A 25,599-nucleotide genomic window follows, 5' to 3' on the forward strand; every position below is an offset into this window, starting at 1 on the left:
CGGCGGCGCTCAGGCCGCCCGGAACACCGGGCCTGTAATTCGTATCGTCAGCGCGCGAAGGCGTGAAAAGCTCGTCATTGCCGGGCTTTTAGCCGAGAAAGCCGCAGGAATAAAGCGTCTCTTGTTCGATTCACTTACATCGCGAAGTCGAAGCGATAGGTGGTCGAGACGCCGACCGTGAACTGGTTACGGTCGCCGCGCTCCTTGACCAGGCTGGAATCGGCGGCCGGGCCCATCAGGCGCGCATATTCGCCGAACAGGCTGGCGGTCATCGGATCGGTCACCTTCCAGGTGATGGCGCCACCAAGGCCGGTCGATTTCAGGCCGCCGCCAGGATGGTATTCGCTCAGGTCCGAGGCCGCAGCCTCCTTGGCGTTGACACCATAATAAGAGTCGAAATAGCCCGACGAGGCAAAGGACACGCGTGGTCCGCCCGAAATTCTGACAGTCGGCGTCACGTCGTAGAAAGCATCGGCGGCGATGTCGGCGACAAAGCCATCATGGGCACGAATGCCATGGCGCAGTTCGGCGCGGGCGCGCAGCCAGTCCGTCGGATAGATTTCGAAGAAGCCGCCGACCTCACCGCCCCAGCGCACCGGGTCGAGGCCCTTGAGCTCATCCTTGCTGTCGCGGGAAAACAGGAATTTTCCGGTCAGGCCGGCGCGGACGCCGCCATCGTCGACCAGCGCCAGCGAGATGTTGTCGTTGCGCGAGGTAAAGCGCGCGGCCGGGCCGGCCTTGCCCAGCGAGATGATCGGCGATGCGCTGAGCAGATAGCTGTTGGAGCCCTCGAATTTCGGCGCGACCATGCCGGTGGCGCCAAGCGTCAGGTACCAGTCGCCGGACATCCAGCCGAAGGCACCCTCGCCCGCATTGGCGGTGGACACAGTGAGCAGCGCCGAGGCGAGAAACAGCGGAATCGTCCAGACAATACGCATCATCACCCCATACGCGAAACAAACGGAGAGAACACCCGGCAGCCAGAGCCATGGCGCCGGTTCGGTAAAATTTGACTTAAAATCTACAGCAGTGGCGGCAACTGCGACCCTGTTTTTTGCGCTGTGGCCCATTTGAACAGGGCGCCGCCGGGCCTGTGGCGAGTTGACAGAAATAGCGAGGTTGCCTAAATTCGCGTTAGTGCAGACTAACATGAACAGATGGACCGCGCTTGGCGACCCGACCAGGCGGACGATCTTCGAACTGCTGGTCGAACAACCCTGTTCGGTCGGGGAATTGGCTCGTGCGCTTCCTGTCACCCGGCCGGCGGTCTCGCAGCACCTGAAGGTGCTCAAGGACGCCGGCCTCGTGGCCAACACACGGCTAGGCAAGCAACGCATCTACCGGGTCGAACCGGAAGGCTTGGCCAGCCTGCGCGCCGAACTCGACCGGTTCTGGAGCAAGACCTTGGCCGCCTACAAAGTGGTCGTCGAACAGCCCTTGAAGGAGCAGGAATGAGCACACATCAACCGCCCGTGAGGCACTCCATCCTTGTCGAGGCTCCGATCGCACATGCCTTCAAGGTCTTCACCGAGGACTTCGGCAGTTTCAAACCCAAAGAGCATAACCTGCTTGCGGTGCCGATCGCGGAGACGATCTTCGAACCCCGCGTTGGCGGTCACGTCTACGACCGCGGTGTGGATGGCAGCGAGTGCCGCTGGGCACGGGTGCTGGCCTACGAGCCGCCGAACCGACTGCTTCTGAGTTGGGATATCAGCCCTCAATGGCAGATCGAGACCAATCCGGACATGACCAGCGAGTGGGAAGTCCGGTTTACGGCGGAGACGAATAGCCGGACCCGCGTCGAGATCGAGCATCGCAATCTCGAACGTCATGGCGAAGGCTGGGAAGGCGTGCGCTTTGGGATTGACGGTGATCGAGGCTGGCCGCTGTATCTCAGGCGATTCCAAGATCTTTTTGCCAGCAAGGTGACCTGAAGGAGCACAATTATGGAACCCTATTGGCTAAGCATCCTCGGTGTACTGATCCTCTGTCTTTTGTCAGTCGCGCTGGCGGTTTACTCGGGTTCGTCCAAGGGATTTGCCGGAGCGCTTTCCGGTCCGGTGATCCCGGCCGACGACGCCAATCTCCTCTACAGGATCGACCGCGTGCATATGAACTCGGTCGAGGCGCTGGCGCCTTTTGTCGTCCCGGCGGTGCTGGCCATGATGGTTGGCGTTGGGTCGGCCACGTTGGCGACCATTGTCTGGGTTCATGTGGCGATACGCCTGCTTCACCTGGGGGTTTACCTACGCGGCGGCAATGCCGCCAAGGGTGGCAGTGTCAGAACGATCGTCTACGTCTCTGGAGCGATCGTCACGCTTGTCCTCGTCCTTGTGACTGGGTGGGCTGCCATAAATTGACACGTACGCGCGAACCTCAAGCCACCGACGCTTTGTTTGTTTTGCTAGCCGTCGCCATCGGCTGGACGTCCGCTACAGCCGGGGCTAACCTCCCGGCAAGGTGCCAGGCGATTTCGAGGAGATGCAGCCATGACCCTGCACGGTGATACCCTCAAAGATGCGATCGGCCGGACACGGGACAAATGGGGGTGGTTCGTCGCGCTCGGCGTGCTGCTGCTCATCTTCGGCGGCATTGCCTTCGGCAATCTGTTCATCGCCACCGTCGCCTCGGTCTATGTCGTGGGCTGGCTGATGCTGATGGCCGGCATCATCGAGATCGTGCATGCCTTCGGCGTGAAGACCTGGAGTCGCTTCTTCTATTGGCTGCTCAGCGGCCTACTTTATGCCGTTGCCGGTTTCTTTGCCTTCGACAATCCGCTGCTGGCCTCGACGGTGCTGACCTTGCTGCTGGCGGTGGCGCTGGTCGCTTCAGGCGCGCTCAGGGCCTGGGTCGGCTATAGCCACCGACCGGAAAAGGGCTGGGGCTGGGTCGTCGCGGCGGGCCTGATCAGCGTGCTGGCGGGGCTGACCATCGCCATGGGCTGGCCGGTCAACAGCCTGTGGGTGCTCGGCCTGTTCCTGGCCATCGACCTGATCTTCCAGGGCTGGAGCTTCATCGCTCTCGGACTGGCGTTGAAGAAGTAGGGGCTTGAAGAGGTAAGCGGCCGGAAGGCTCAAAAAGCGATGGCGCCGTCCAGATCCGAAAGCGGCCTGACGCCGGCCAGCAGCGCGCGCGCCTCCGCCTCGTCGCGCTTCATTTGTGCCACCAGCCCATCGAGCCCATCGAACTTCACCTCGGGACGCAAAAAGCCGAAGAGCGATACGTCGCAGATCTCGCCATAGAGATCGCCGGCAAAGTCGAAGACGAAGGTTTCGAGCAGCGGCGCGCCATTGTCGTCGACAGTCGGGCGACGCCCGAAGCTGGCGACACCATCATAGAGCGTGCCGTCGGCGCGGCGAAAGCGGACGGCATAAATCCCTTCCTTCAGAGTCGTTTCCGGCGAAAGCCTCATGTTGGCTGTCGGGAAGCCGAGCGTGCGGCCGAGCTGCTGGCCGCCGATCACTTCGCTTTCGACGGTGAAGCGGTAGCCGAGCAGGCCTGCGGCCTCGGCGACCTCTCCCTCGCAGAGCAGCTCGCGGATACGGCTCGACGACACCACCTCGGCGCCCTCGTCGCGAAAGGCGTCGACCAGGGTGACGCCGAAACCATGGCGCTCGCCTGCCGCCATCAGAAACGCAGGACCGCCCTGCCGGTCCTTGCCGAAGTGAAAATCGAAGCCGGTGACGGCATGGGTGATGCCGAGGTTCGTCTCCAGCACATCGGTCACGAAAGCCTCGGCCGACAGGCCGGCAAAGGCGCGCGTGAACGGCTGTTCGACGAGTGCGGCAAAGCCCAGATGCGACAGCAGCCGCGCCTTCATCGGCGGCGGCGTCAATACGAACAGCGGCATATCGGGCCTGAACACCTTGCGCGGATGCGGGTCGAAGGTCAGCACTAGCGCCGGCACGCCGCGCCGCCCGGCTTCGGCAAGCGCGCGATCGAGCACCGCCTGGTGGCCGCGATGGACGCCGTCGAAATTGCCGATCGCCACCACGCCGCCGCGCAAATGCGGCGGCAGCGGCGCGGTTGCTGAAATGTGTTCGAAAGCTGCGCTCATGCAGCAACCCTACCGCAGTCTCGGAATGACGGCGACCGGCCGGTAGCCGTGCTTTTGCAGAAAGGCTGCAAGCCTGGCGGGGTCCGGCTGCATGGGATCGCCATAGTCGCGCGCGTGAATGCCGCCCGAGACGTAAAGCACGTCGATGCCGTTGTCGGCGGCGCCCTTGACGTCGGTCATCATGCCGTCGCCGATGGCCAGCACCTCGGTGCGCGCGACGTCTCGGCCGAGAAGCACGGCGACCTCCCGCAGCGCTACGTCATAGACCGGCGCATAAGGTTTTCCGGCGATCAGCGTGCGGCCGCCAAGCTGGGCATAGTCGCGCGCCAAGGCGCCGGCGCACCAGATCATGCGCTCGCCGCGTTCGACCACGATGTCGGGATTGGCGCAGATGAAAGGCAGGTTCCTGGCGCGCAGCCGGCGCAGCAGATCGGCGTAATCCTCAGGCGTTTCCACCTCGTCGTCGAACAGCCCGGTGCAGACCGCGCCGGAGGCCTCGAACTCCTCGACGAGCTCGACGTCCAGACCGTCATAGAGGGTGAAATCGCGGTCGGCGCCGATATGGAAGATTTTTCGTGGGCCTTCGGCGATAAGGTCGCGGGTCACATCGCCTGAGGTCACGACGCGGTCGTAGGCGGCGGCGGGAACGCCGATCGCATTCATCTGCGCCACCACATCGGCATTGCGGCGCGGCGAGTTGGTGATCAGGACGACCGGGACCTTCGCCGCACGCGCGGCGGCAAGCGCTTCGGCAGCCGCCGGAAAATGCCATTCGCCATTGTGGATCACGCCCCAGACATCGCACAGGATGGCCGAGTAGGCGCCCGACAAATCCGCGAGCGAGCCGATGATATCAGGCGAATCCGCCATGCCGTTTACCTGCTGTGACGATCATTGCGAGAGCTGCAGCCGACGGTCCGCCGCAACCGGCCCCGCATTAACCGAAGCATTTCATCCTGTCACCAGCTTTTCGGCACTTGCCAGGCTGTTGCGCAACGGCTGATCGAAGGTTGCACAGGCAGGAACCACCCTTCTCCGAGCTTCGGTCTATCGAAACAATGTCGCACCGCTGATCACCAGGGCCGAGTGGTTAACGAGCCTTGAAAAGATGGGCCCATGTTGAACGCATTTCAGCAACCTGAAATTTAACGATTTTGTGGGCATCTTCGGACCGATATTGGGGTCCTGGCAGGGGTGCTGAAGGCATGATCCGCAGATTTCTGAACGACAGACGCGGCAACTATGCCTTGATGACAGTGATCACCATGGTGCCCTTGATGGGCGCGCTGGCGCTTGCCATCGACTACACCGATCTCTTGCGCCAAAAGCAGAACATGCTGAACGCGCTGGATGCCGCCGGGATTGCCACGGCACAGCAGATCGTCACCGGGGCGACCGACACGGCAGTCAAGGCCTATGCGAAGGATTTCTTCGAAGCCAATCTCGGCCGCGTCAAAGCAGCCAATACGGCCCTGACGGTGACGCTTCCCAACAACAACGCAGGTGGTGGCACGCTGAAGCTGTGCGCCGAATTGACGTACCACCCCTATTTCCTGCCGGCAGCGGCCATGATGATCGGAAGAACCGCCGCCGACGTCACAACATCGGCATGCTCGGAGATCCGCCTCAAAAACACGCTGGAAGTGTCTCTCGTGCTCGACAATTCCGGCTCTATGAGCATCAACGGCTCCGGCACCGGCCAGCCGCGAATAGATTTGCTCAAGAAGGCCGCGACCGAGCTTGTCAATACAATGGCGCTCCAGGCCGCACAAATGAAGCAGGTGACCAAGCCGGTGCAGTTCTCGCTGGTCCCGTTTTCTGCGTCGGTCAATGTCGGCGCTCCGATCCCCCCGGCTCCATTGCCGACGTGGCTGGACACGACCGGCATTTCCCCGATCCATCATCAGAACTTCGATTGGTCGACGATGACAGCGGCGGCAAATGCCACCAAATGGATCGAAAAAGTAGGCAGCGTTTATTACCAGCGCGGCACGGGCTGGGGCACTGACAAAGACAAGGAGATGACGCGTTTCACCCTCTATCAGGACATGATGGCAACGACCTGTACGAAGAAAAACTCGAACGGCACTTGCAAGACCTCCGTCGTCGCCAAATACGAAGCCTGGAAGGGCTGCGTGGAGGCGAGGCCGTATCCCTATAATGACGACGACACGTCGCCGACCACTGGCACGCCCGCCACCATGTTCGTGCCGATGTTCGCGCCGGACGAAGCTGGCAATTTCTGGACCGACACAACTCGCACCAGCACATCGACGTGGGGTTACGCCAACAATTGGTGGATCGATTATTCCGACACGCTGACTGTCCCCAAACGCCAGGCGGATATGCGCAAGTATTTTCTGACAAAGCCCTGGGACGCAGCAGCCGCTGCGGCCGATGATGGACCCAATTCGGCATGCACGACCGCCGCGATCACGCCGTTGCAGGACATAACCACCACCGATGGCAAGAAAATCCTGACGGATGCCATCAATGCCATGGCCCCGACGGGCAACACCAACGTGCCGGAAGGGCTGGCCTGGGGCTGGCGGACGGTGTCGAGCAACGAGCCTTTTACGCAAGGCCGGCCGAACACCGAAAGAGGCAACGACAAAGTGGTCATCGTCCTGACCGACGGCGCAAACACCTATAGCATCGGCCCCAGCAACGACATGACCAGCAACTACGCCAAGAATGGATCGACCTACGCCGCCTATGGCTACACCGGCCCTAATTTTCCGAAGCCAGTGGAGCCTGCGACCCGCCTGTTCGTCAACACGACCGTCGCCAAGACAACCTATACGGCGACCAACTACACGGCCGCGCTTGACGAGCAGATGCAAACCCTTTGCGCCAATGCGAAGAATTCGAACATTCTCTTGATGACCGTCTCGCTCGACCTTGTTAGTTCCAAGCCGGCGGAAAAGACTGCCATAGATGCGCTCAAGAAATGCTCCTCGGATTCGCGCTTCCGCAAGGATCCGACCGACCCGAGCAAACCGGCGAAGCTGTACTGGAACGCGACCGGCGCCACCTTGTCGCAAAGCTTCAAGGAAATCGCCGACGAACTGTCGAACCTGCGCATCGTCAGCTGATCGGCGCGATCTTTCGAACAAGGCGCTCCGCCTCGGCGGGGCGTTTTGCGTTCGGCAGCTGGCGCATTTGGTTAGCGCCTGGTGAAGCGCTATCCGCGCAATCGAGCAGTTTCCCAAACCCGTCCTTCAACGTTTTGTGAAACTGTGGCGGCATTGAAGAATCCGCAGGCGGGGCCGCTTACATCACATGCGTGAACTCTGGCGCACATTCCGGCGTGACTTCTGGCGTGACCGCCGCGGCAATTACGCTCTGATGACCGTTGTGGCGATGGTGCCACTGATGGGCGGCGTGGCCATGGCCGTCGACTACACCGGCGTGGTCAGCGAGAAGCAGAGGGTGGTCAACGCGCTCGACGCCGCCAACTTCGCCACCGCGCGCCGGCTGGTGGAAGGCGCCACCGACGACCAGTTGCGGGCCTATGCGCTCGACTTCTTCAAGGCAAACCTCAACGACGTCGATCCCGCCGACACGACGCTCAGCGTTACGCTGCCCAGCAGCACGACCGGCGGCGGCATCGTCAAGCTGTGCGCCAGCCTGGTCTACAAGCCCTATTTCCTGCCGGCAGCGGCGATGCTGATCGGCAGGACGTCGGAAAACGTCACCTACTCCGTGTGTTCGCAAGTCCGGCTGAAGAACACGCTGGAAGTGGCCATGGTGCTCGACAATTCGGGGTCGATGTCGAACACGGGCACGGGTGCCGGACAAAAGCGCATCGACCTTCTCAAGCAAGCCGCCAAGCAGCTCGTCGACACGCTTGCCTTGCAGGCCGCGATGATCAAGCAGATCGACAAGCCGGTCCAGTTCAGCCTTGTGCCGTTCGCCGCCTCGGTCAATGTCGGCGCCAGCAACGACAACGCGTCGTGGATCGACGCCTACGGGCTGTCGCCCATCCACAATGAGAATTTCGCCTGGTCCACCCTTAACGCAGCCGACAAATATGCCCAGAAGATCGGCGGCATCTGGTACAAGAAAGGCACTGGCTGGGGTGAGCAGGAGGGGCAGATGCTGACCCGCTTCTCGCTCTACCGCGACATGAAAGTGGTCACCAGCCACGAGCGCATCGTCGGCAGCAAACGCGTGGTCTGCGACAAATATCGTGCCAATCATACATGCTCGGACAGCCACAACGAATACGACTACAACGACACATACGGACCGTTCGCCAGCTGGCAGGGCTGCGTCGAGGTCCGTCCCTACCCCTATAATGTCACCGACGCGCCGGCCTCCGGCGGACCGAACAACACCGGCACCGGCGTCGGCGATCCCGCGACCATGTTCGTGCCGATGTTCGCGCCGGACGAGCCGGGCAATCATTGGTACATAACGCAGGACCCCGACGAGGTGGCCCCCAAGACCTATGGCGCAGCCAACAGCTGGTGGAACGACGATCCGGCGAGCACCACCGGCAAGACCAGGCAGTCCAACATGGCCAAGTATTTCCAGCCACGGCCGATCAATGCTCCGGTGCTGGGGACGGGTGCAGGTCCGAATTACAGCTGCACCACCACGCCGATCACACCGCTGACCGACGTCGCCAACGCCGCCGGGCTGACCAAGATCAAGGCAGCAATCGACCTGATGGCGCCCAACGGCAACACCAATGTGCCGGAAGGCATGGCCTGGGGCTGGCGCACCGTCTCCAGCACGGAGCCTTTCACAGGAGGACGTCCTGAGACGGAACGAGGCAATGACAAGGTGGTCATCGTGCTCACCGACGGCGAGAACACCTATTCGACGGTGAGTTCCGACCCCGCCGGCAACAAGTCGACCTATGCCGGCTATGGCTATACCGGCGTTGGCTACAACGGCACTGCGGTCACCCGCCTGTTCGGCGGCACGTCGAGCGCCATCGGCCAGCTCAACTATTCGTCGAGCAACTACACCGCCGCGCTCAACGAGCAGATGGCGACGCTGTGCAACAACGCCAAGGCGGCCAACATCATGGTGATGACGGTGGCGCTCGATATGTCGACGACCGACGCCGGCGACAAGAGCGCGATGGAGGCACTGAAGACGTGCTCGTCGGACTCGCGCTTCCGCAAGGATCCGACCGACCCGAGCAAGCCTGCAAAACTGTTCTGGAACGCGACCGGCGCCACGCTGTCCGACAATTTCAAGGAAATCGCCAACGAGCTCTCGAACCTGCGCGTGGTGAGCTGAGGGTTGAAGCTGCTGATCTTCCCCCTTGCGGGGGAAATTGGCGGCTTCGCCGCTTTCGCCAATTTTCGACGCTGGCGCAAAGTCTCCGGCCATCATGCTCTTGCGGTGAGTCAAAACGCGTGCTCGGTATCGTCACCGCTTCCCGGAGATTGCCCGTGCCCGAAACCGCCAACCATCTAGCCTTCGCGCTGGTCTGCCTGGGCATGGTGCTGACGCCCGGGCCGAACATGATCTACCTGATCTCGCGCTCGCTGTCGCAAGGCCCCAAGGCCGGGCTGATCTCGCTCGGCGGCGTGGCGGCCGGCTTTCTGTTCTATGTCGTATCGGCTGCGCTGGGCATCACCGCGCTGCTGCTTGCCGTGCCGTTTGCCTATTACGCACTGCGCATTGCCGGCGCGCTCTATCTGCTATGCCTCGCCTGGCAAGCAGTGCGGCCCGGCGGGCGCTCACCATTCCAGGTGCGCGAACTGCCGAAGGACAGGCCGCGCAAGCTGTTCGCGATGGGCCTGATGACCAATCTCCTCAACCCCAAGGTGGCGGTGCTTTATCTGTCGCTGCTGCCGCAGTTCATCTCGCTGGGCAAGGGCCATGTGCTGTCGCAGCTTCTGGTGCTCGGCGCCACGCAGATCTCGATCAGCCTGACCGTCAATGCCATCATCGCGGTAACGGCCGGTTCGATCGCCACCTTTCTTGCCGGACGGCCGCTATGGATGGTCATCCAGCGCTGGATGATGGGCACGGTGCTTGCCGCGCTGGCGCTTAAAATGGCGACCGACGCGCAACGCTGATCGGACGCAGCGCGCCGAGACTACATCGGCCGCCGACCTTCCCATTCGAATCGGCCGGCCGAACCTGCACGGAGGCCAGCGATTGAGATTTTCGCAGCCCTGCCCGGCAAAAGCCATGATCGCCGCTAAGTCAGGCAGGCATGACAATGATCTGCACCACCAATCACCCGCTCGCGCAAACCCGCTCTGGCGCAGCAAGTCCAAAACCAAACAGGCGCCTGCTGCTGATCGGCCTTGCAGCCATGGCCGGCCTCGCTGCTTGCAGCACGGTCTCGGTGCCGACCGGCGAAGGCGCCGGTGTCTCGTCCTCCGCCACCGCGACGCTGGCCGGCATCCGAGCTTCGGCCGGGCTGCCGGCGCTGGTGCCGGACGCCCAGCTCGAGCAGGCCGCTCGGCAGCAGGCCGGCTATATGGCCTCACGCGAACGCATGAGCCACACGACGGGCTGGGGAAAGGATTTCGCGTCGCGGATGAAGGACAATGGCGTGCGGGGCGCCGCCGCCGAGAACATCGCCGAGGGCCGCTTCGACCAGCAGAAACTGTTCGACATCTGGATGCATTCGGCTGGCCACCGCCGCAACATGCTCGATCCGGATTTCAGCCGCTTCGGCCTCGCCTATGTACGCGACGGACGCGACAGCGCCATCCGCTACTGGAGCCTGGTGCTCGGAAAATAGCAGCCAGCGGTTACGGCGCGAGCCAGCCGTCAGCCTTTCGCGATCAGCTCGCCGATATCCCCAGCCGACAGGGGTTTGCTGAAATAATTGCCCTGCACCTCGTCACAATTGTTCTTGCGCAGGAAGGCGACCTGGTCTTCCGTTTCGACACCTTCGGCCAGCACCCGAAGGTTCAACTTCTGCCCCAGGGAAATCACGGCGCCAGTGACCGCCTGATCGTTCTCGTCGGTCGCGAGATCGTTGATGAAGGACTTGTCGATCTTCAGCCGCGCCACCGGAAACGTCTTGAGGGCGCTGAGACTGGAATAGCCTGTTCCGAAATCGTCGATCGATATCTGCACGCCGAGCTTTTGCAGTCCGTTCATCGTTGCGACCGCCAGCTCGAAATCCTGCATGATCAGGCTTTCCGTCACTTCGAGCTCGAGATACCTCGCCTCCAGGCCGCTTTCCTTCAATGCGTTGACGACGCGGTCGATCAGGTTCTTCTCCCGGAACTGCCGCGCCGACACGTTGACGCAGACGGTTACGGGCGACAGACCGGCGCGCTGCCAGGCTTTGTTCTGCCGGCAGGCTTCGTGCAGGATCCAGTCGCCGAGCGGCACGATCAGCCCGGTCTCCTCGGCGGTCGGGATGAACATCGCCGGCGAAACCAGGCCTCGCGTCGGGTGGTTCCAGCGCACCAGCGCTTCGACGGCGAAAACCTGCCCCGATCGCAGATCCACCTGTGGCTGATAATGCAGAGCGAATTCCGACCGGGCGAGCGCGTTTCGCAATTCCTCCTGAAGCAGGAATTTTTCATGTGCCGTTGAGTTGAACTCCGGGGCATAGAACTGGAAATTGTCGCGGCCGAATTCCTTGGCGCGATACATGGCGGCGTCGGCATTGGCCAACAGCGTATCCGGGCTGGTCCCGTCCTTCGGGTAATTTGCGATGCCGATGCTGGCCGTCGTTCTCAGCCGATGCTCTCCGACAAGAACCGGTTCCGCGATCGCATCCCTGATCGTCTGCAGGGTTTCCGAGACCACATCGACATTGGTGGTTTGGTCGAACAGGACGATGACAAATTCGTCGCCGCCAAGCCGCACGACGGTGTCGGTGGCCTTCACGCATCCAACCAAACGGCTGGCGACGGTCTTGAGGAGTTCGTCGCCGGCATTGTGGCCAAACGTATCGTTCACCAGTTTGAAATTGTCGAGATCGATGAACACCACCGTCATCCAGCGATTGTATCGCTGCGCGTAGAGGACCGCCTGGGAAAGCCGATCCTCCAGCAAAGCGCGATTGGGCAGGCCGGTCAGCGCATCATGGTTGGCCATGAAGTGGATCTGGTCTTCCGCCAGTTTGCGCTCGATCGCGATGCCGGCAATGTGTGTGGTGAATTCGATCAGGCGGGTCTCGGCATGGGTGGGTTCGCGCACGGTCATCGAATACATGGCAAAGGCGCCCAACACGACGCCCCGATGCGACAGGATCGGGGTTGACCAGCACGAACGATAGCCATGGGGTGCCGCCAGTTCGCGGTAATCGTCCCAAAGCGGATCCTGCAGAATATCGGTAACAATGACCGGTTCCCGCCGGTAGATGGCGGTTCCGCAGGATCCCACCTTGGGACCGATGGCCGCCCCATCGATGGCGCTCGTATAGGCTTTCGCCAGGCCCGGCGCCGCACCGTGACGCAAATGAATGCCGTCCTTGTCGAGCAGCAGGACGGAACCGAATATCCCCTTCAACTGAGCCTCGACGAAGCGCATGAGGCGGTCGAGCACGTCCTCCAGCGGCGCGCTCGTGGCAATCATTTCGAGGATCTGCGCCTGCCCGCTGCGAAGGACATCCGCCTGCTTGCGGGCGGTGATGTCGTGGGCGATGCCAACCAGGCCGAAGATTTCATTTTGGCGATTGCGCAACGGCACCTTCGTCGACGAAAGCCATTTGCCGTTCCCCGACGCATCGACGACAAACTCTTCCGCGTCGATCACTGGTTGTCCGCTCTTGAGCAGGCGCTGCTCGACCAGGCGAAATTTCCGCGCAACTTCCGGGGGGTGGAGATCAAAATCGGTCAAACCGATCATGTCGCTGGTCTTGTTGCGGCCGCTATCGGTCGCAAGGGCGCTGTTGACCACGACGAAACGGCTTTGCGTATCCTTGACCCAGAGATAATCGGGCACCCAGTCGATCAGCGCCTGCAGCGAAATGCGCTCGTCGACGATCTGCCGATTGGCGAGGAGTTCAGTGATGTCCTCATGCGTGGCGATCCAACTGCCATCGGGCATGGGCTGGTTACGGATCTGGATTGTGCGACCATCGACAAGTTTGGCGGTCCAGAGCCGCGAAGCCTTGCCCGAATTGATCGAGCGAGCCGTTGCGAGATAGGTGTCGGCGGCCGTCGCCGCCGTGCCAGCGGCGACGCGGCGTTCGACTATTTCGCTCAGTGTCACGCCAGGCCGCAATTCCTCGGGCGCAATGCGGTAGATTTCCGCATAGCGCCGGTTGCTCAGGATCAGCCGTTCATCGGCATCGAAAAAGCAGATGCCTTGCGAAATATTCTCGATCGCAGTCTCGAAGCGCAGGGTCTGCCCTTCGAGACCCGCAATGGTCGTGCGAAGTTCTCCCTCGAGCGTATTGTAGGAAACGTCAGCCAGTCTTGCCAATGCGGCTACGCCCACCCGCCCGCGCGCCCCGACGGATCTTCTGGATGACTTCGTGACCAAACAGACCTCCTCCGGTTTGGCACCTGAAACAAGAAAGGGCCTCTGTCGTGCCAAATGAAAGTCGACTGACAATGTTACAGATGTGCTAATTCAAGATGAACTGTAACGGAATTGGAGGCGTCAGCAACAAGATACCAAAGGTGCAAATGTCATTTCAAATCAACTTCCAACGGCTCATTATCGATATTCTTTTGCACACGCGGGTTTTGACGATCATCCGAGCAACAAATCATCAGGGGCAACCAGCTTGCTGCCAGCGCTACCGGCGCCCGCCTCAATCCATATGCGCGGCAGGAGCGGCCGCGCCGGCCGGAGCGGTCTTCGGCTTGCGCAGCAGGAAGACAAACGGAATGGCAACCAGCGTCATCACCATCAGCAGTTTGAAGTCGTTGACGTAGGAGATCATCATCGCCTGGATGTTGACCATGCGGTCCACCTGCGAAAGTGCCGTCGGATCGCCGCCTGCTGCCGCCGGCGAGGCCGCCCACAAATTGGGGTTGAACGGGTTGATGAAAGCCGACAGTTCGGTGTGATTGACCTGCGTGTTGCGCACCATGAGAACCGTCACCACCGACACGCCGATCGACGAACCGAGATTTCGAACCAGGCTGAACAGGGCCGTGGCGTCGGTGCGGAAGCGCACGTCGAGCGTGGCGAAGGCCACCGTGGACAGCGGCACGAACACCATGCCCATGCCCAGGCCCTGGATGACGCCGGAGCTGAGGATCAGCCAATTGTCCATCTGCGGCGTGAAGGAGGACATGGTGTAGAGCGACTGCGCGGTGAGCAGAAAGCCGATGACGACGAGGATGCGGGCGTCGATCCTGCTCATGAGCCGTCCAACGACAAGCATCGAAATCATCGTGCCGACACCGCGCGGCCCCAGGACGACGCCGATGGTGACGGTCGGATAGCCGAAGATGGTCGACAGCATCGGCGGCAGCAGCGACATCGAGGCCAGGATCAGCACGCCCATGACGAAGATGAAGGCCAGACCGGTGACGAAATTGCGGTCGAGGAAGATCTTGGGGTCGATGAAAGGACGTTCCGCCGTCAGTGTGTGGATGATGAACACCCAGAAGCCGGTGATCGAAAGAGCAAGCTCGATCCAGATTTCGACCGAGGAAAACCAGTCGACCTCGCCGCCGCGGTCGAGCAGCAGCTGCAGTGCGCCGACGCCGAGCGAAATCATGGCGAAACCGAAGAAATCGAAGCTGCGTATCCGCCGGGCAACGACCGGCAAATAGGCTGCCATGCCGAGGAAGGCGATGATGCCGACCGGCAAGTTGATGAAGAACACCCAGCGCCAGTTGAAATTCTCGGTCAGCCAACCGCCCAGCGTCGGACCCAGGATCGGCCCTAGCATGATGCCGGCGCCCCAGATGGCCATCGCCTGGCCGTGGCGTTCCCTGGGGTTGATGTCGAGCAGGAAGGTCTGCGACAGCGGCACGATGGCTGCGCCGAACACGCCCTGCATCAGCCGGAAGAACACAATGCTCTCCAGGCTCCAGGCAATGCCGCACAGCATCGAGAACACGGTGAAGCCGACAACCGCCGCCAGGAACAGTTCCTTGCGGCCGAAGCGGTCGGCCAGCCAGCCGGTCACCGGCGTCATGATCGCGGCGGCAACGATGTAGGAGGTCAACACCCAGTTGATGTTGTCGGGCGACGCGCCGAGGTCGCCGGTCATGGTCGGCAGCGCGACATTGGCAATCGTGGTGTCGAGCGCCTGCATGACCGTCGCCAGCATCAGCGCCACAGTGATCAGGCCGCGATGCGGCACTTCCTTGAAAGGTTCTGGTGTGGTCATGATGCGGAACTTCCGACAGGTAACAAAAACGTGTACATTAGGTTTCCGGGCGGCGAGGCCTTCTCTGGTGAAGAGACCCTCATCGCGGTGGGACGCGATCTATCGATGTGGGGGTTACATCGATCGAAGGTCTCGACACATCAGGCGCTTGCCGCCCGGAAATCCAAGGTCCGAAGGATGGGCGCCGAGATGGTCCAGGTTCTGGGCAGGCCGCGATGCGGCCCGGTCCAATCCACCCCTCGTTCAACCTGCCGTCGGACCGATCCTGTCATCTCAACTTCACCTCGCCTGCGGCGGGCGTTCTGCCGGGCCGTGTTCCTGCTTTTCGAGATCACGGTCCATTCACAGTCTATTGTGCTTCGCCTGCGGTGGCGTGGCCGAAGATAGCGGGGAAGCCGCGGGCAACGCCGGTATCCACCGTAACCGAGGCGCTCATGCCGGTGCGCAGCGCCATTTTGGCGTCGGCATCGGTCAGCTCCAGGCGCACCGGAATGCGCTGCGTGACCTTGACCCAGTTGCCGGTCGCGTTTTGAGCTGGCAGCAGCGAAAACTCCGCGCCGGTGCCGGCGCCGATCGCCTTGACGGTGGCCTCGAAAGTTCTGCCCGGATAGGTGTCGACGACGATCTCGGCCTTCTGGCCAGGCTTCATGTGGGTAAGCTGGGTTTCCTTGAAATTGGCATCGATCCAGGTGTCGCCGGTCTCGACCAACGCAAACAGCGGCGTGCCGGAACCGACATACTGGCCGACCTTGAACGAGGAGGCCTGGCTGATGACGCCGTCGGCCGGCGCCTTGACCGTGGTCTGCGCCAGATCGTAGGCGGCCTTGTCGCGCGCGGCGAGTGCGGCCATCACCGTCGGATGCTTGTCGGTCTCGATATCGGGATTGCCGGCGAGAGCCGCCTTGGCGCTGATGATGCCTTGCTCGGCAACGGCCAGTTGCTGCCTGGCCTTGTCGAGATCGTTCTTGGCCTCGTCCAGCGACGATTTGGCGTTGATGCCCTTCTGGGCAAGGTCGGCGGCGCGGTCATACTGCGACTGCGCGTAGTCGACCTGGCTGGCATCGGACTTTTCCTGCGCCAGTGCCTGGCTGTAGGCGGCGCGCAGCTGTTCGATTCCGACGCGTGCGACTGCGACCGCCGCGTCGGCCTGGGCTAACGCGATCCGGTAGGGCTCGGGGTCGATGGCAAACAGCACATCGCCCTGCTTGACCTGCTGATTGTCCGAGATGCCGACCTGAACGATGCGGCCGGCGGTGTCCGAGGCGATCGACACCTTGGCCTGCTGCAAATTGGCGTTCTCGGTTTCCTGATAGCGGCCGCCGGTCACCCAGACATAACCGCCACCAATGGCCAGCGCGGCCGGCAGGGCGACCATCAGCAGCAAGCGGCCGAGGCGGCGCTTCTTGACCGGAGCCGGAGCGGGTTGAACCGGGGGAGCCACCGCGACAGGTGCTGCGGCCGGCTGTGCAGGCGCTTCGGCGGCCGGCTTTGCCGGCGTCTCGATCTTGGTTACATTCTCGTCTAGCTTGGCTGCCGCGTTCATGCTGCTGCCCCTTCCGTACTCTTCAAGGACGACGTCTCGCCGTCCGCCAGGTTTTGCACGATGGTGTCCAGCGCCCGGATAAGGACGCGGCGGTCGTCCGGCGAAACGCCGACCAGCGATTCCTCATAAACTTCGCCAGCAAGGCTTTTGACCTCGGCATAGGCCGCGTTCGCCTTGGCTGTCGGGAAGATCATACGCACGCGCCGGTCAGTTGCGTCGGAGCGCCGCTCGATCCAGCCGCCCTCCTCCATCCGGTCGACGAGGCGTGAAACGCTGATCGGCTCGATTTCGAGAAGTTCGGCGAGGCGAGCCTGGGCGACGCCCGCCTCCTTGGCAACGCGAACCAGAAGCCGCCATTGTGCCGAGGAAAGGCCAAGTCCGCTGGCGCGCGCCTCGAAGCGCTTGCGCATAAGGCGCTGCACGTCGTGGATCAAAAAGCCCAATCTATCTATGCCGTCGGAAACCATGAGCGGTATATATTATAAGCGTGCTTACCATTCAAGGCGCCGCATTGCACCAGAGCCGAAAAAGAGGGATGGCAGCCATGCAGATGCGGTCATGGCACAGTCAATAACGGTTGCGGATGACCTCCCGACCGAGACGTGAATTGCCGTCGAGAACGCCGTGAGAAGAAAGGTCGTCTTGCGCGTCCTCGCCACCGGCACACCTAGGCTTTCGGCGGCATTTCGCCGGCGGCGAAGGCATCGAGCCGGCGGTGGTTCCACAGCGCATAGGCAAGGGTGGTGCCCGCACCTAGCGCGCCCAGATATTGTCCCAGCGAGCCAGGCCGAGGCCGCCCAGCAACGGCTTTCCACGATGGTGACCTGCCACAGTCGACCAGCGCCCTTCGATTTTACGACAGGCGCAATTTCGATCAAACTGGCCTCGCAAAAAGCCGACAAAATGTGCCGTCAAATGCGAGGAGACCTATGAACCCGACCGAGAAAGCGCTGTGGTTTGTCGAGAGCCATCTGCCGGAAGCGATCTCGCTTGAAGATGTCGCGCAAAGCAGCGGCGTCTCGCGCTTTCATGTGACGCGCGCCTTTAGCGCCGCCACCGGCCGTTCGGTGATGGGCTATATGCGCGCGCGCCGGCTGACCGAAGCGGCGCGCAAGCTGGCCTCCGGCGCGCCCGACATCCTCGCGGTCGCGCTCGATGCCGGTTACGCCTCGCACGAAGCCTTCACCCGTGCCTTCCGCGACCAGTTCGGCACGACGCCGGAACTGGTGCGCGCGCAGGGCAGCCTCAGCAATCTCGACCTCGTGGAGCCGATCCTGATGGACCAGTCCTTCCTCGCCTCACTGCCGCCGCCGCGCTTCGAGACCGGCCGCCCCTTCCTCATTGCCGGGCTCGGTGAACGCTACAGCTGCGAGACCAGCGCTGCCATTCCGATGCAGTGGCAGCGTTTCGGTCCCTATATCGGCAACATTCCGGGCGAGACCGGCGACGTCGCCTATGGCGTCTGCGTCAACGGCGACGATGCCGGCAATTTCGATTACATCGCCGGCGTCGAAGTGCTGGATTTCTCCGACCTGCCGAAGGAGCTTTCCCGGGTGCGCGTGCCGGCGCAGAAATACGCCGTGTTCACCCATGCCGAGCACATCTCCACGATCCGCCGCACCGTCAACACGATCTGGAACAAATGGCTGCCGGCCTCGGGGCACGATATAGCCGACGGCCCCGAATTCGAACGCTACGGCCCGGAGTTCGATCCGCGCAGTGGCAATGGCGGGCTGGAGATATGGATTCCGGTTAGAGTGTGAGAGCGTTTGCGCGCGATCTTGCCTTCTTCCGGTGAAAAGGCGCTACAGCTCCAGGTTCCAGTTCTGGCCGACCAGATCCTTGCCGAAGGCGTGATGGCGCTCTTCGTCCACCAGCCTGAAGCCGGCACTCTCGTAGATGTGGCGGGCGGCGGTCAGGATGTCGTTGGTCCATAGGGTCAGCGTCGTGTAGCCCTTGGCACGAGCAAAGCCGATGCACTCCTGAACCAGCCGCTTGCCGATGCCGAGGCCGCGCGCCGATGGTTCGACATAGAGCAGGCGCAGCTTCGCCACCGCGTCGGATTTGCGCACGACGAAGACCGAGCCGACCACCTCCCCTTGCCGTTCGGCAATCCAGCTGCGTTCCCATTCTGGATCGAAGGATTTTACGAAGGCGCCGAGGATTTCGGCGACCAGCGCCTCGTAGGTTTCGTCCCAGCCATAGTCCTGTGCGTAGATCTGTCCTTGGCGGCGCACCACCCAGCCGATGTCGCCGACCTGCAAGGGGCGCAGCATATACGGCACTTTGGACTCCGGGCTGTCGCCCAGGAGTTGCTGCACCGTCTGCATGGCCTTGACCAGCCGGTCCTGTTCGGCAGCAGGAAGCCGCTCCAGCAAGGCCGCGACCTGGTCGTGCGAAGCCCGGTTCAGCGGCGCGAAGGCCTGCCGGCCCACCGGCGTCAGCGTGATCGACGACTGCCGCGCATCCGACGCCAGCGGCGCGCGCGCAATCAGCTGCAGGTGCTCGAACTTCTTCAGGAGCCGGCTGACATAACCGGCGTCGAGGCCGAGATCGCGGATGAGATCGCTGGCGGTCAGGCCATCGCGATGCGCCAGTTCGTAGAGCACCCGCGCCTCGGTCAGCGAGAAGGCGCTTTTCAGCAGGCCTTCGTCGAGCAGACCTATCTGGCGGGTGTAGAAGCGGTTGAAAGCCCGCACCGCGTCGATGCGTTCCTTGCCGTGTTGATGATGGATCGTCATGGGAAGCCTCCTGCCCATCAACGATCGGTCATTTATTTGACTTAGTCAAGTATCGAGGAGATGCTCCCCCGGTCGTGTCTCAGGCGATGGCGGGCGGCGCCGTGCGATCAGGACGAACAGGCCGAGCAGCACAACGCTGGCCGCAGCACTGGCGGCGGCAAATTCCGGCACCGGCCGAAAATCCTTGCCGTCGATCAGCAGCGATGCCGCGACCGGGCCGATCGCCAGACCGAAAAGCTGGGCCGCCGGCACCAGAAGCACGGCCGTGCGCGTCTCGTCGGCGGTGATCGCCAGCCGGATCTGATAGGGCACGATGAACAGAAGGATGAAGCCCATGATCAAGGCCGCGACCCAGAAAACCGTCAGGCCGGGGCTGCCGGCGAGCACCACGGAACTGGCGACGGCGACCACGCCGATCGCCACGATGGCGAAGCGGTAGTCGATACGCGCCTCGAAGACGGTAGCCGTCATTGCGCCCAGCACCTGCAATGCCAGGCTGGCCGAGACGATCAGGCCGACGCTGCGGCCATCGATGCCGTATTGTGCGCCAAGCGGCTCGAGAAACGCCCAGACCGAGCCGAAGAACATAAAGTAGCAGAAGACGCACAGCAAAGCGGCAAGCGAAGGAACGGTCAGCACATTGCTGAACTGTTCCTCCTTGGGCAGGTCGGCATAGCTATCGGGGACGATGAAGGCGACCGCCACCGAAGCGATGCAGACGACGGCAAGGACGATGAAGCCGCCTGCCGATCCGGCGGCCGGGATGACGTAAAGCGCCAGCAGCAGGGCAAGGGCGCATTGCGCCAGGGTCTGAAGGGTGACGAAGAAGCCGCCGATGCGCTCGGCCCGGCGCGAACGGGCGATCAGTTCCGTGGCGACCGCCACCAGCCCACCCTCGGCGAGGCCCGCCACCGCGCGGGCGGCAATCAGCGAGGTCGAGGTCAGCGCATGGGCGGTCGCCCCGTTCGCCAGCGCCAGCAAGAGCAGAAGGACGGCACTTTTCAAGCGCATATTGTGGGCGGACAGCATCATGGCGATGGCCGCCGATCCGATGCCGATGGCGATCATCTCCGCCGTGGCGACCAGCGCGAGTTCGTCACCGCTGACATGCCCTTCGGTGTAGAGCGCGCCGAGAAGCACCGGCTGCAGCCCGAGAATGAGCAGCCCGACCGAGCCGATCCACAATGCCGAGGCGAGTTGCGCCCCAGTGGGGTTGCCGACCAGCCAGTCGCCGTTCCCGGCATCCGCGTTACCAGCAGAAGTCACGGTCGCCTCCCAACGTCCTTGCCTGACGGCAAAAAAACTGACAGTCTGTCAGCATTTAGAAACTGATACTCGATCATATTCGTTTGTCAATCAGTAGCGGGACTTGGCACCAACAAGGCTGGGGATGGTCTTGGCGATCGAATGGTCTGGGCGATCGAGAGGATGGCGGCATGAACGAAGCAGTGCAGATGACGACCGAACCGAGGCGCAGGCCCAAACAGGAGCGCAGCCGCGAGCGCATCGACGCCATCCTGTCGACGACCATGCGGCTGATCGGAGAGAAAGGCATCGACGCCGTCACCATGAAGGAAGTCGGCGCACAGGCCGGCGGGCCGATCGCCACCGTCTATCATTACTTCCCCAACAAGTCGGCGATCCTGGCAATGCTCTACGAGCGATTCTCCGAAGTGAGCCGCGCCCGGCTTGCCGCGATCGTTGCCGACGTCGGCGGGCTGAGCGACGTTATCGCTGCGGCCGACCGGCTGCTCGACGACTACTATGAGCGCGTCGCCGGCGACCCCGCCATTCAGGACCTGCAAAACGCCATCCAGGCTGACAAGGCGCTGAAGAATCTCGACATCGCCGAAACCCGGCGCCAGGCGACGATGTTCTGCGACCATGTCGGCCCCTTTCTCGCGCCAGAGCGACGCAATGAGTTCGGCCGTATGGTTTTCCTGATCTTCCAGCTGGCCGGCAGCGTCGTGCGCATGGCGCTGACCCAGAACCAGGAGGAAAGCCGCCACACCATCGAGGACTACCGGTCGATCATCCATACGCAGTTGGGACTGTTTCTCTAGCGCCCGATTCGACCCCGTCCGGTCTGGTGGATGAGGTTTTCGAAGCCGTCGGCCAGGTTGGCTGTGCCGGCGGCAACAATCTTCGACAGGTTCCTGGCGCGACCTGGGGTCTTGTTGGCATCGAGCAGCACGGCCCTGCCCTCATGCACGACAAAGTCGAATTTGCCATAGTCGAAGCCCAGCTTCCGACGCAAGGCGCGCAGTTCGTCGGGAACCGCAACCGGCTGCCGGCGGACGGTGTCGTCGCCCTTGACCAGGCGCTGCGGCGAGACATAGCGGGTGCAGCGCTCCCGATCGCCGCAGAATATCCAGAACCGCGCCGCAAACCCGTCGGGCTCGATTTCGGGAATGAATTTTTCCACGATCAGGTCGGCACGCCTGAAAATCTCCGGCGCCACATCGGCCAGCGAGGCATGCACCTGATAACGGTCGAAGGTCTGCGCGCCCGGGAAAGGCACTGCCTTGCCGGCGCGAACGGATTTTCGGTTGAGCTGCTCCTCGGGCGTCCCCCAATGATTGAGGTTGCTCTTGACGATGACCTGGCCGCTCCAGTTGGCACCCTCCTCGAGGATCGCACCGCTGATGCGGCGCTTGGAAATGTCGGTTGCACCAAGATTGAGACAAATCGGAAATCCGCGCGCGTAGTCGACATAGTCCGATGGCGTCACTGTCGCGTCGACATGCAGGACGGCAATATCGGCGTTATGACTTGCCGAGGGTCCACGCATGATCTGCACGGAGTGACCGCGCCGTTTCAGCTCCGCCAGGACGTCGAACAGCATGTAGGGGCTGTCCTGGCGCAGCAGGAGGCCCCGCCGGCTCTGGAAGCGGTCAAATTCATGCGTTATGACGGCAATGCGGGCCATGGCCTTTCCTGCATGAGGTAACTCGCAAGGCAACCAACAGCCTGGAAGGAAATATGTCCAGCCTTTCCCCAAACCGTTCCGCATGACTGAGCATTGGGACGCAATTCGCCGTCATTGGCGGCTTCTCGGGTCGCCGCTGTGTCCGCCCCCGGAAGCTGTCGCCGCCTATGAGCGCGAACTTAGCCTGCAATCAGTCGATGTGGTGCTGCTCGGGGTCACGCCGGAGCTTGCCGGCCTCGGAAGGACCATGCTCGCGATCGACGAGTCCACTGCCATGATATCGGGCATCTGGCCGGGCGATACCGCCTCACGCAAGGCGGTGATCGGCAACTGGCTGGAGTTGCCGCTGGGCGACGAAAGCGCCGGGGCGGTGATCGGCGACGGCTGCCTGTCGGCGCTGGACTCCTCGGTTGCACGGCAGGCGCTGCTTGCCGAGATCGCGCGTGTGCTGAAGTCCGGTGGGCGGGCTGCATTGCGCGCCTATGCAAGCCCTCAGGTGCCGGACGATCTGCAGGAGGTCCGGGCGCTGACGCTGTCCGGTGGTGTCGCGACCTTCCACGAACTCAAATGGCGCATTGCCATGGCTTGTGCCGGCGGCGATCCCGACCGCGCCATTCCGGTGCGGGCGATCCTCGACGCCTTCGATGCGCTGTTTGCCGACCGGGAGGCCCTTGCCGCGACGACCGGATGGGAGATGCCGGTCATCGGCACCATCGATGTCTATGCGAATTCGCAGACTGTCTACAGTTTCGCCCCGGCGGCGACGCTGGTCGAAGAGGCGAGCCGGTTTTTTGACAGTGTCCGCCTCGCGCCGACAGGGGGTTATGGGCTGGCGGAACGATGCCCGCTTCTGGTGCTTAAATCGCCGCGGCGCCGGTAGGGTCTGCCGTCGGATCGCGGCACGGCTCCAATTGGCACAATTGTGCTCACCGTTCGCCTTGACTCTCGAAAGCCACGCGCTTATTTCAGCGCACGTTAGCACTCTCCCCAGGTGAGTGCTAACGCACATCCGGCACCGCCGGATCGAGGAACAGCTCTCACCGTTCTCATTCGAGGAAGAAAAAATGGCAAAGTCGAAGTTCCGCCCGCTTCATGACCGCGTGGTCGTACGCCGGGTCGAATCCGAATCCAAGACCGCCGGCGGGATCATCATCCCGGATACGGCAAAGGAAAAGCCGCAGGAAGGCGAGATCATCGCCGTCGGCTCCGGCGCTCGCGACGAAGCCGGCAAGCTGGTCCCGCTGGACGTCAAGGCCGGCGACCGCATCCTGTTCGGCAAGTGGTCGGGCACCGAAGTCAAGCTCAATGGCGAAGACCTTCTGATCATGAAGGAATCCGACATTATGGGCATCATCGGCTGATCATCGGCCTCACCGTCAACTAATTTCGGGCTTGATCGCAAGCCCCCTGCCAGGAGCTAAAAAATGGCTGCTAAAGACGTAAAATTCTCCCGCGACGCCCGCGAGCGCATGCTGCGCGGCGTCAACATCCTCGCCGACGCAGTGAAGGTCACGCTCGGCCCCAAGGGCCGCAACGTCGTCATCGACAAGTCGTTCGGCGCACCGCGCATCACCAAGGACGGCGTCACCGTCGCCAAGGAAATCGAGCTTGAAGACAAGTTCGAAAACATGGGCGCGCAGATGGTCCGCGAAGTTGCTTCGAAGACCAACGACATCGCCGGCGACGGCACCACGACCGCGACCGTTCTGGCGCAGTCGATCGTCCAGGAAGGCCACAAGGCCGTTGCCGCCGGCATGAACCCGATGGATCTGAAGCGCGGCATCGATCTGGCCGTCACCGAAGTCGTTGCGGCTCTCGGCAAGGCTGCCAAGAAGATCAAGACCTCCGAGGAAGTTGCCCAGGTCGGCACGATCTCGGCCAATGGCGACGAGTCGGTCGGCGCCATGATCGCCGAAGCGATGCAGAAGGTCGGCAATGAAGGCGTCATCACGGTTGAGGAAGCCAAGACCGCCGAGACCGAGCTGGAAGTCGTCGAAGGCATGCAGTTCGACCGCGGCTATCTCTCGCCCTACTTCGTCACCAACGCCGACAAGATGGTTGCCGAGCTCGAGGACGTCTACATCCTCCTGCACGAGAAGAAGCTGTCCAACCTCCAGGCCATGCTGCCGGTTCTCGAAGCCGTCGTGCAGACCTCCAAGCCGCTTCTTATCATCTCGGAAGACGTCGAAGGCGAGGCTCTGGCCACGCTGGTCGTCAACAAGCTGCGCGGCGGCCTGAAGATCGCCGCCGTCAAGGCGCCAGGCTTCGGTGATCGCCGCAAGGCCATGCTGGAAGACATCGCCATCCTGACCGGTGGCCAGGTCATCTCGGAAGACCTCGGCATCAAGCTCGAGAATGTCGGCCTCAACATGCTCGGCCGCGCCAAGAAGGTGTCGATCTCCAAGGAGAACACCACCATCGTCGACGGCGCCGGCAAGAAGGCCGAGATCCAGGGCCGCGTTGCCCAGATCAAGCAGCAGATCGAAGAGACCACGTCGGACTACGACAAGGAGAAGCTGCAGGAACGTCTGGCGAAGCTCGCCGGCGGCGTTGCGGTGATCCGTGTCGGCGGCGCGACGGAAGTCGAAGTCAAGGAAAAGAAGGACCGCGTCGATGACGCCCTCAACGCGACCCGTGCGGCCGTGGAAGAAGGCATCGTTGCAGGCGGCGGCGTCGCTCTCCTGCGCGCTTCGGCCAACATCAAGGTCACCGGCGTCAATGCCGACCAGGCTGCCGGCATCAACATCGTTCGTCGTGCACTGCAGGCTCCGGCCCGTCAGATCGCTTCGAACGCAGGTGCTGAAGCTTCGATCGTTGCCGGCAAGATCCTCGACAACAAGGGCGCGACCTACGGCTACAACGCCCAGACCGGCGAGTATGGCGACATGATCGCCATGGGCATCGTCGACCCGGTCAAGGTCGTTCGTACCGCTCTCCAGGACGCGGCTTCGGTCGCCGGCCTGCTCGTCACCACCGAAGCCATGATCGCGGAGGCTCCCAAGAAGGAGTCTGCTGGCGGCGGCATGCCTGGCGGCATGGGCGGCGGCGGCATGGGCGGCATGGGCGGCATGGATTTCTAATCCAAGCTAT

23 protein-coding genes and 1 pseudogene are annotated in these 25,599 nt (G+C 62.4%); 13 read left to right on the forward strand and 11 right to left on the reverse strand.

Features of this window, described 5'->3' with window-relative positions:
* Nucleotides 1-134: 134 nt before the first annotated feature.
* A complete protein-coding gene (locus NKI64_RS21570; protein WP_031194051.1) occupies nucleotides 135-938 on the reverse strand; it encodes a MipA/OmpV family protein in 804 nt (267 codons plus the stop codon).
* 211 nt (nucleotides 939-1,149) lie between these two features.
* On the opposite strand from NKI64_RS21570, the gene NKI64_RS21575 reads away from it, so the two are divergent.
* The 4 genes from NKI64_RS21575 to NKI64_RS21590 all read left to right on the forward strand — a co-directional run bounded on the left by NKI64_RS21575 (nucleotide 1,150) and on the right by NKI64_RS21590 (nucleotide 3,044).
* The gene (locus NKI64_RS21575; RefSeq protein ID WP_023689559.1) at nucleotides 1,150-1,455 is read left to right on the forward strand and encodes an ArsR/SmtB family transcription factor; all 306 of its coding nucleotides are present in this window, start codon (nucleotides 1,150-1,152) and stop codon (nucleotides 1,453-1,455) included.
* Nucleotides 1,452-1,934, forward strand: coding sequence for an SRPBCC family protein (locus NKI64_RS21580; RefSeq protein ID WP_023819986.1), 483 nt, complete (start codon nucleotides 1,452-1,454; stop codon nucleotides 1,932-1,934). Before NKI64_RS21575 ends, NKI64_RS21580 begins: the two co-directional genes overlap by 4 nt.
* Before the next feature lie 12 nt (nucleotides 1,935-1,946).
* Nucleotides 1,947-2,360 (forward strand): MAPEG family protein, encoded by a 414-nt coding sequence (locus NKI64_RS21585; RefSeq protein ID WP_023671536.1) that lies wholly within the window; start codon nucleotides 1,947-1,949, stop codon nucleotides 2,358-2,360.
* A gap of 129 nt (nucleotides 2,361-2,489) precedes the next feature.
* Entirely contained in the window at nucleotides 2,490-3,044 is a 555-nt protein-coding gene (locus NKI64_RS21590) for an HdeD family acid-resistance protein (RefSeq protein ID WP_023671535.1), read from the forward strand.
* A gap of 29 nt (nucleotides 3,045-3,073) precedes the next feature.
* Here NKI64_RS21590 and NKI64_RS21595 read toward each other — a convergent pair whose 3' ends face one another.
* Both NKI64_RS21595 and NKI64_RS21600 read right to left on the reverse strand, forming a co-directional pair.
* The gene (locus NKI64_RS21595; RefSeq protein ID WP_023682976.1) at nucleotides 3,074-4,057 is read right to left on the reverse strand and encodes a bifunctional riboflavin kinase/FAD synthetase; all 984 of its coding nucleotides are present in this window, start codon (nucleotides 4,055-4,057) and stop codon (nucleotides 3,074-3,076) included.
* Between the two features lie 9 nt (nucleotides 4,058-4,066).
* Nucleotides 4,067-4,927, reverse strand: coding sequence for a TIGR01459 family HAD-type hydrolase (locus NKI64_RS21600; RefSeq protein ID WP_023671533.1), 861 nt, complete (start codon nucleotides 4,925-4,927; stop codon nucleotides 4,067-4,069).
* A gap of 335 nt (nucleotides 4,928-5,262) precedes the next feature.
* Here NKI64_RS21600 and NKI64_RS21605 point away from each other — a divergent pair, with 335 nt between their 5' ends.
* The 4 genes from NKI64_RS21605 (at nucleotide 5,263) to NKI64_RS21620 (ending at nucleotide 10,778) form a co-directional block, all read left to right on the forward strand.
* On the forward strand, nucleotides 5,263-7,152 hold the full coding sequence (locus tag NKI64_RS21605; protein WP_023694757.1) for a pilus assembly protein: 1,890 nt from the start codon (nucleotides 5,263-5,265) through the stop codon (nucleotides 7,150-7,152).
* Between the two features lie 187 nt (nucleotides 7,153-7,339).
* Nucleotides 7,340-9,313 (forward strand): pilus assembly protein, encoded by a 1,974-nt coding sequence (locus NKI64_RS21610; RefSeq protein WP_023705732.1) that lies wholly within the window; start codon nucleotides 7,340-7,342, stop codon nucleotides 9,311-9,313.
* 155 nt (nucleotides 9,314-9,468) lie between these two features.
* The gene (locus NKI64_RS21615) at nucleotides 9,469-10,101 is read left to right on the forward strand and encodes a LysE family translocator (protein ID WP_352669893.1); all 633 of its coding nucleotides are present in this window, start codon (nucleotides 9,469-9,471) and stop codon (nucleotides 10,099-10,101) included.
* A 146-nt stretch (nucleotides 10,102-10,247) separates the two neighbouring features.
* The gene (locus NKI64_RS21620; RefSeq protein ID WP_023671529.1) at nucleotides 10,248-10,778 is read left to right on the forward strand and encodes a CAP domain-containing protein; all 531 of its coding nucleotides are present in this window, start codon (nucleotides 10,248-10,250) and stop codon (nucleotides 10,776-10,778) included.
* Between the two features lie 29 nt (nucleotides 10,779-10,807).
* Here the strand turns inward: NKI64_RS21620 and NKI64_RS21625 are convergent, their stop codons facing one another.
* From NKI64_RS21625 to NKI64_RS21645, 5 genes and pseudogenes are all read right to left on the reverse strand, one after another.
* A complete protein-coding gene (locus NKI64_RS21625; protein WP_352669896.1) occupies nucleotides 10,808-13,426 on the reverse strand; it encodes an EAL domain-containing protein in 2,619 nt (872 codons plus the stop codon).
* 334 nt (nucleotides 13,427-13,760) lie between these two features.
* Nucleotides 13,761-15,296 (reverse strand): DHA2 family efflux MFS transporter permease subunit, encoded by a 1,536-nt coding sequence (locus tag NKI64_RS21630; RefSeq protein ID WP_023671527.1) that lies wholly within the window; start codon nucleotides 15,294-15,296, stop codon nucleotides 13,761-13,763.
* A gap of 349 nt (nucleotides 15,297-15,645) precedes the next feature.
* Nucleotides 15,646-16,839 (reverse strand): HlyD family secretion protein, encoded by a 1,194-nt coding sequence (locus NKI64_RS21635; protein ID WP_352638807.1) that lies wholly within the window; start codon nucleotides 16,837-16,839, stop codon nucleotides 15,646-15,648.
* Nucleotides 16,836-17,306: a MarR family winged helix-turn-helix transcriptional regulator gene (locus tag NKI64_RS21640; RefSeq protein WP_023705728.1), complete on the reverse strand. Its 471-nt coding sequence runs from the start codon at nucleotides 17,304-17,306 to the stop codon at nucleotides 16,836-16,838. Before NKI64_RS21640 ends, NKI64_RS21635 begins: the two co-directional genes overlap by 4 nt.
* Before the next feature lie 126 nt (nucleotides 17,307-17,432).
* Nucleotides 17,433-17,640 (reverse strand): annotated as a pseudogene (locus NKI64_RS21645) (iron chelate uptake ABC transporter family permease subunit); the annotation flags it as partial.
* Nucleotides 17,641-17,768: 128 nt separating this feature from the next.
* Here NKI64_RS21645 and NKI64_RS21650 point away from each other — a divergent pair.
* Complete coding sequence (locus NKI64_RS21650; RefSeq protein WP_023682983.1) at nucleotides 17,769-18,602, forward strand: AraC family transcriptional regulator; 834 nt, start codon at nucleotides 17,769-17,771, stop codon at nucleotides 18,600-18,602.
* 42 nt (nucleotides 18,603-18,644) lie between these two features.
* Here the strand turns inward: NKI64_RS21650 and NKI64_RS21655 are convergent, their stop codons facing one another.
* Both NKI64_RS21655 and NKI64_RS21660 read right to left on the reverse strand, forming a co-directional pair.
* Nucleotides 18,645-19,580, reverse strand: a complete 936-nt coding sequence (locus NKI64_RS21655) for a bifunctional helix-turn-helix transcriptional regulator/GNAT family N-acetyltransferase (protein ID WP_352669899.1) — start codon at nucleotides 19,578-19,580, stop codon at nucleotides 18,645-18,647.
* 45 nt (nucleotides 19,581-19,625) lie between these two features.
* Complete coding sequence (locus NKI64_RS21660) at nucleotides 19,626-20,846, reverse strand: MFS transporter (RefSeq protein WP_352669901.1); 1,221 nt, start codon at nucleotides 20,844-20,846, stop codon at nucleotides 19,626-19,628.
* 170 nt (nucleotides 20,847-21,016) lie between these two features.
* On the opposite strand from NKI64_RS21660, the gene NKI64_RS21665 reads away from it, so the two are divergent.
* The gene (locus NKI64_RS21665) at nucleotides 21,017-21,643 is read left to right on the forward strand and encodes a TetR/AcrR family transcriptional regulator (RefSeq protein ID WP_352669904.1); all 627 of its coding nucleotides are present in this window, start codon (nucleotides 21,017-21,019) and stop codon (nucleotides 21,641-21,643) included.
* Here the strand turns inward: NKI64_RS21665 and NKI64_RS21670 are convergent.
* On the reverse strand, nucleotides 21,640-22,509 hold the full coding sequence (locus NKI64_RS21670) for a hypothetical protein (protein ID WP_023715203.1): 870 nt from the start codon (nucleotides 22,507-22,509) through the stop codon (nucleotides 21,640-21,642). The two genes, NKI64_RS21665 and NKI64_RS21670, sit on opposite strands and share 4 nt — an antisense overlap.
* 82 nt (nucleotides 22,510-22,591) lie before the next feature.
* Here NKI64_RS21670 and NKI64_RS21675 point away from each other — a divergent pair, with 82 nt between their 5' ends.
* The 3 genes from NKI64_RS21675 (at nucleotide 22,592) to groL (ending at nucleotide 25,589) form a co-directional block, all read left to right on the forward strand.
* Nucleotides 22,592-23,389, forward strand: coding sequence for a class I SAM-dependent methyltransferase (locus NKI64_RS21675; protein ID WP_023819996.1), 798 nt, complete (start codon nucleotides 22,592-22,594; stop codon nucleotides 23,387-23,389).
* 184 nt (nucleotides 23,390-23,573) lie between these two features.
* The gene (gene groES, locus NKI64_RS21680; protein ID WP_006203049.1) at nucleotides 23,574-23,870 is read left to right on the forward strand and encodes a co-chaperone GroES; all 297 of its coding nucleotides are present in this window, start codon (nucleotides 23,574-23,576) and stop codon (nucleotides 23,868-23,870) included.
* A 63-nt stretch (nucleotides 23,871-23,933) separates the two neighbouring features.
* Complete coding sequence (gene groL, locus NKI64_RS21685) at nucleotides 23,934-25,589, forward strand: chaperonin GroEL (protein ID WP_023709705.1); 1,656 nt, start codon at nucleotides 23,934-23,936, stop codon at nucleotides 25,587-25,589.
* Nucleotides 25,590-25,599 lie beyond the last annotated feature (10 nt).

Origin of the sequence: Mesorhizobium sp. M0478, assembly GCF_040321305.1 — a bacterium.
Classification (GTDB): Bacteria; Pseudomonadota; Alphaproteobacteria; order Rhizobiales; family Rhizobiaceae; genus Mesorhizobium.

Excerpts from the sequence above, each read along its gene's own strand:
- NKI64_RS21590 (WP_023671535.1), top strand. The coding sequence starts at position 2,490 with ATGACCCTGCACGGTGATACCCTCAAAGATGCGATCGGCCGGACACGG.
- NKI64_RS21635 (WP_352638807.1), bottom strand. The coding sequence starts at position 16,839 with ATGAACGCGGCAGCCAAGCTAGACGAGAATGTAACCAAGATCGAGACG.
- groES (WP_006203049.1), top strand. The coding sequence starts at position 23,574 with ATGGCAAAGTCGAAGTTCCGCCCGCTTCATGACCGCGTGGTCGTACGC.
- NKI64_RS21630 (WP_023671527.1), bottom strand. The coding sequence starts at position 15,296 with ATGACCACACCAGAACCTTTCAAGGAAGTGCCGCATCGCGGCCTGATC.
- NKI64_RS21665 (WP_352669904.1), top strand. The coding sequence starts at position 21,017 with ATGAACGAAGCAGTGCAGATGACGACCGAACCGAGGCGCAGGCCCAAA.
- NKI64_RS21585 (WP_023671536.1), top strand. The coding sequence starts at position 1,947 with ATGGAACCCTATTGGCTAAGCATCCTCGGTGTACTGATCCTCTGTCTT.
- NKI64_RS21620 (WP_023671529.1), top strand. The coding sequence starts at position 10,248 with ATGATCTGCACCACCAATCACCCGCTCGCGCAAACCCGCTCTGGCGCA.
- NKI64_RS21600 (WP_023671533.1), bottom strand. The coding sequence starts at position 4,927 with ATGGCGGATTCGCCTGATATCATCGGCTCGCTCGCGGATTTGTCGGGC.
- NKI64_RS21575 (WP_023689559.1), top strand. The coding sequence starts at position 1,150 with ATGAACAGATGGACCGCGCTTGGCGACCCGACCAGGCGGACGATCTTC.
- NKI64_RS21570 (WP_031194051.1), bottom strand. The coding sequence starts at position 938 with ATGCGTATTGTCTGGACGATTCCGCTGTTTCTCGCCTCGGCGCTGCTC.
- NKI64_RS21610 (WP_023705732.1), top strand. The coding sequence starts at position 7,340 with ATGCGTGAACTCTGGCGCACATTCCGGCGTGACTTCTGGCGTGACCGC.
- NKI64_RS21675 (WP_023819996.1), top strand. The coding sequence starts at position 22,592 with ATGACTGAGCATTGGGACGCAATTCGCCGTCATTGGCGGCTTCTCGGG.
- NKI64_RS21670 (WP_023715203.1), bottom strand. The coding sequence starts at position 22,509 with ATGGCCCGCATTGCCGTCATAACGCATGAATTTGACCGCTTCCAGAGC.
- NKI64_RS21595 (WP_023682976.1), bottom strand. The coding sequence starts at position 4,057 with ATGAGCGCAGCTTTCGAACACATTTCAGCAACCGCGCCGCTGCCGCCG.
- NKI64_RS21580 (WP_023819986.1), top strand. The coding sequence starts at position 1,452 with ATGAGCACACATCAACCGCCCGTGAGGCACTCCATCCTTGTCGAGGCT.
- NKI64_RS21655 (WP_352669899.1), bottom strand. The coding sequence starts at position 19,580 with ATGACGATCCATCATCAACACGGCAAGGAACGCATCGACGCGGTGCGG.
- groL (WP_023709705.1), top strand. The coding sequence starts at position 23,934 with ATGGCTGCTAAAGACGTAAAATTCTCCCGCGACGCCCGCGAGCGCATG.
- NKI64_RS21640 (WP_023705728.1), bottom strand. The coding sequence starts at position 17,306 with ATGGTTTCCGACGGCATAGATAGATTGGGCTTTTTGATCCACGACGTG.
- NKI64_RS21650 (WP_023682983.1), top strand. The coding sequence starts at position 17,769 with ATGAACCCGACCGAGAAAGCGCTGTGGTTTGTCGAGAGCCATCTGCCG.
- NKI64_RS21605 (WP_023694757.1), top strand. The coding sequence starts at position 5,263 with ATGATCCGCAGATTTCTGAACGACAGACGCGGCAACTATGCCTTGATG.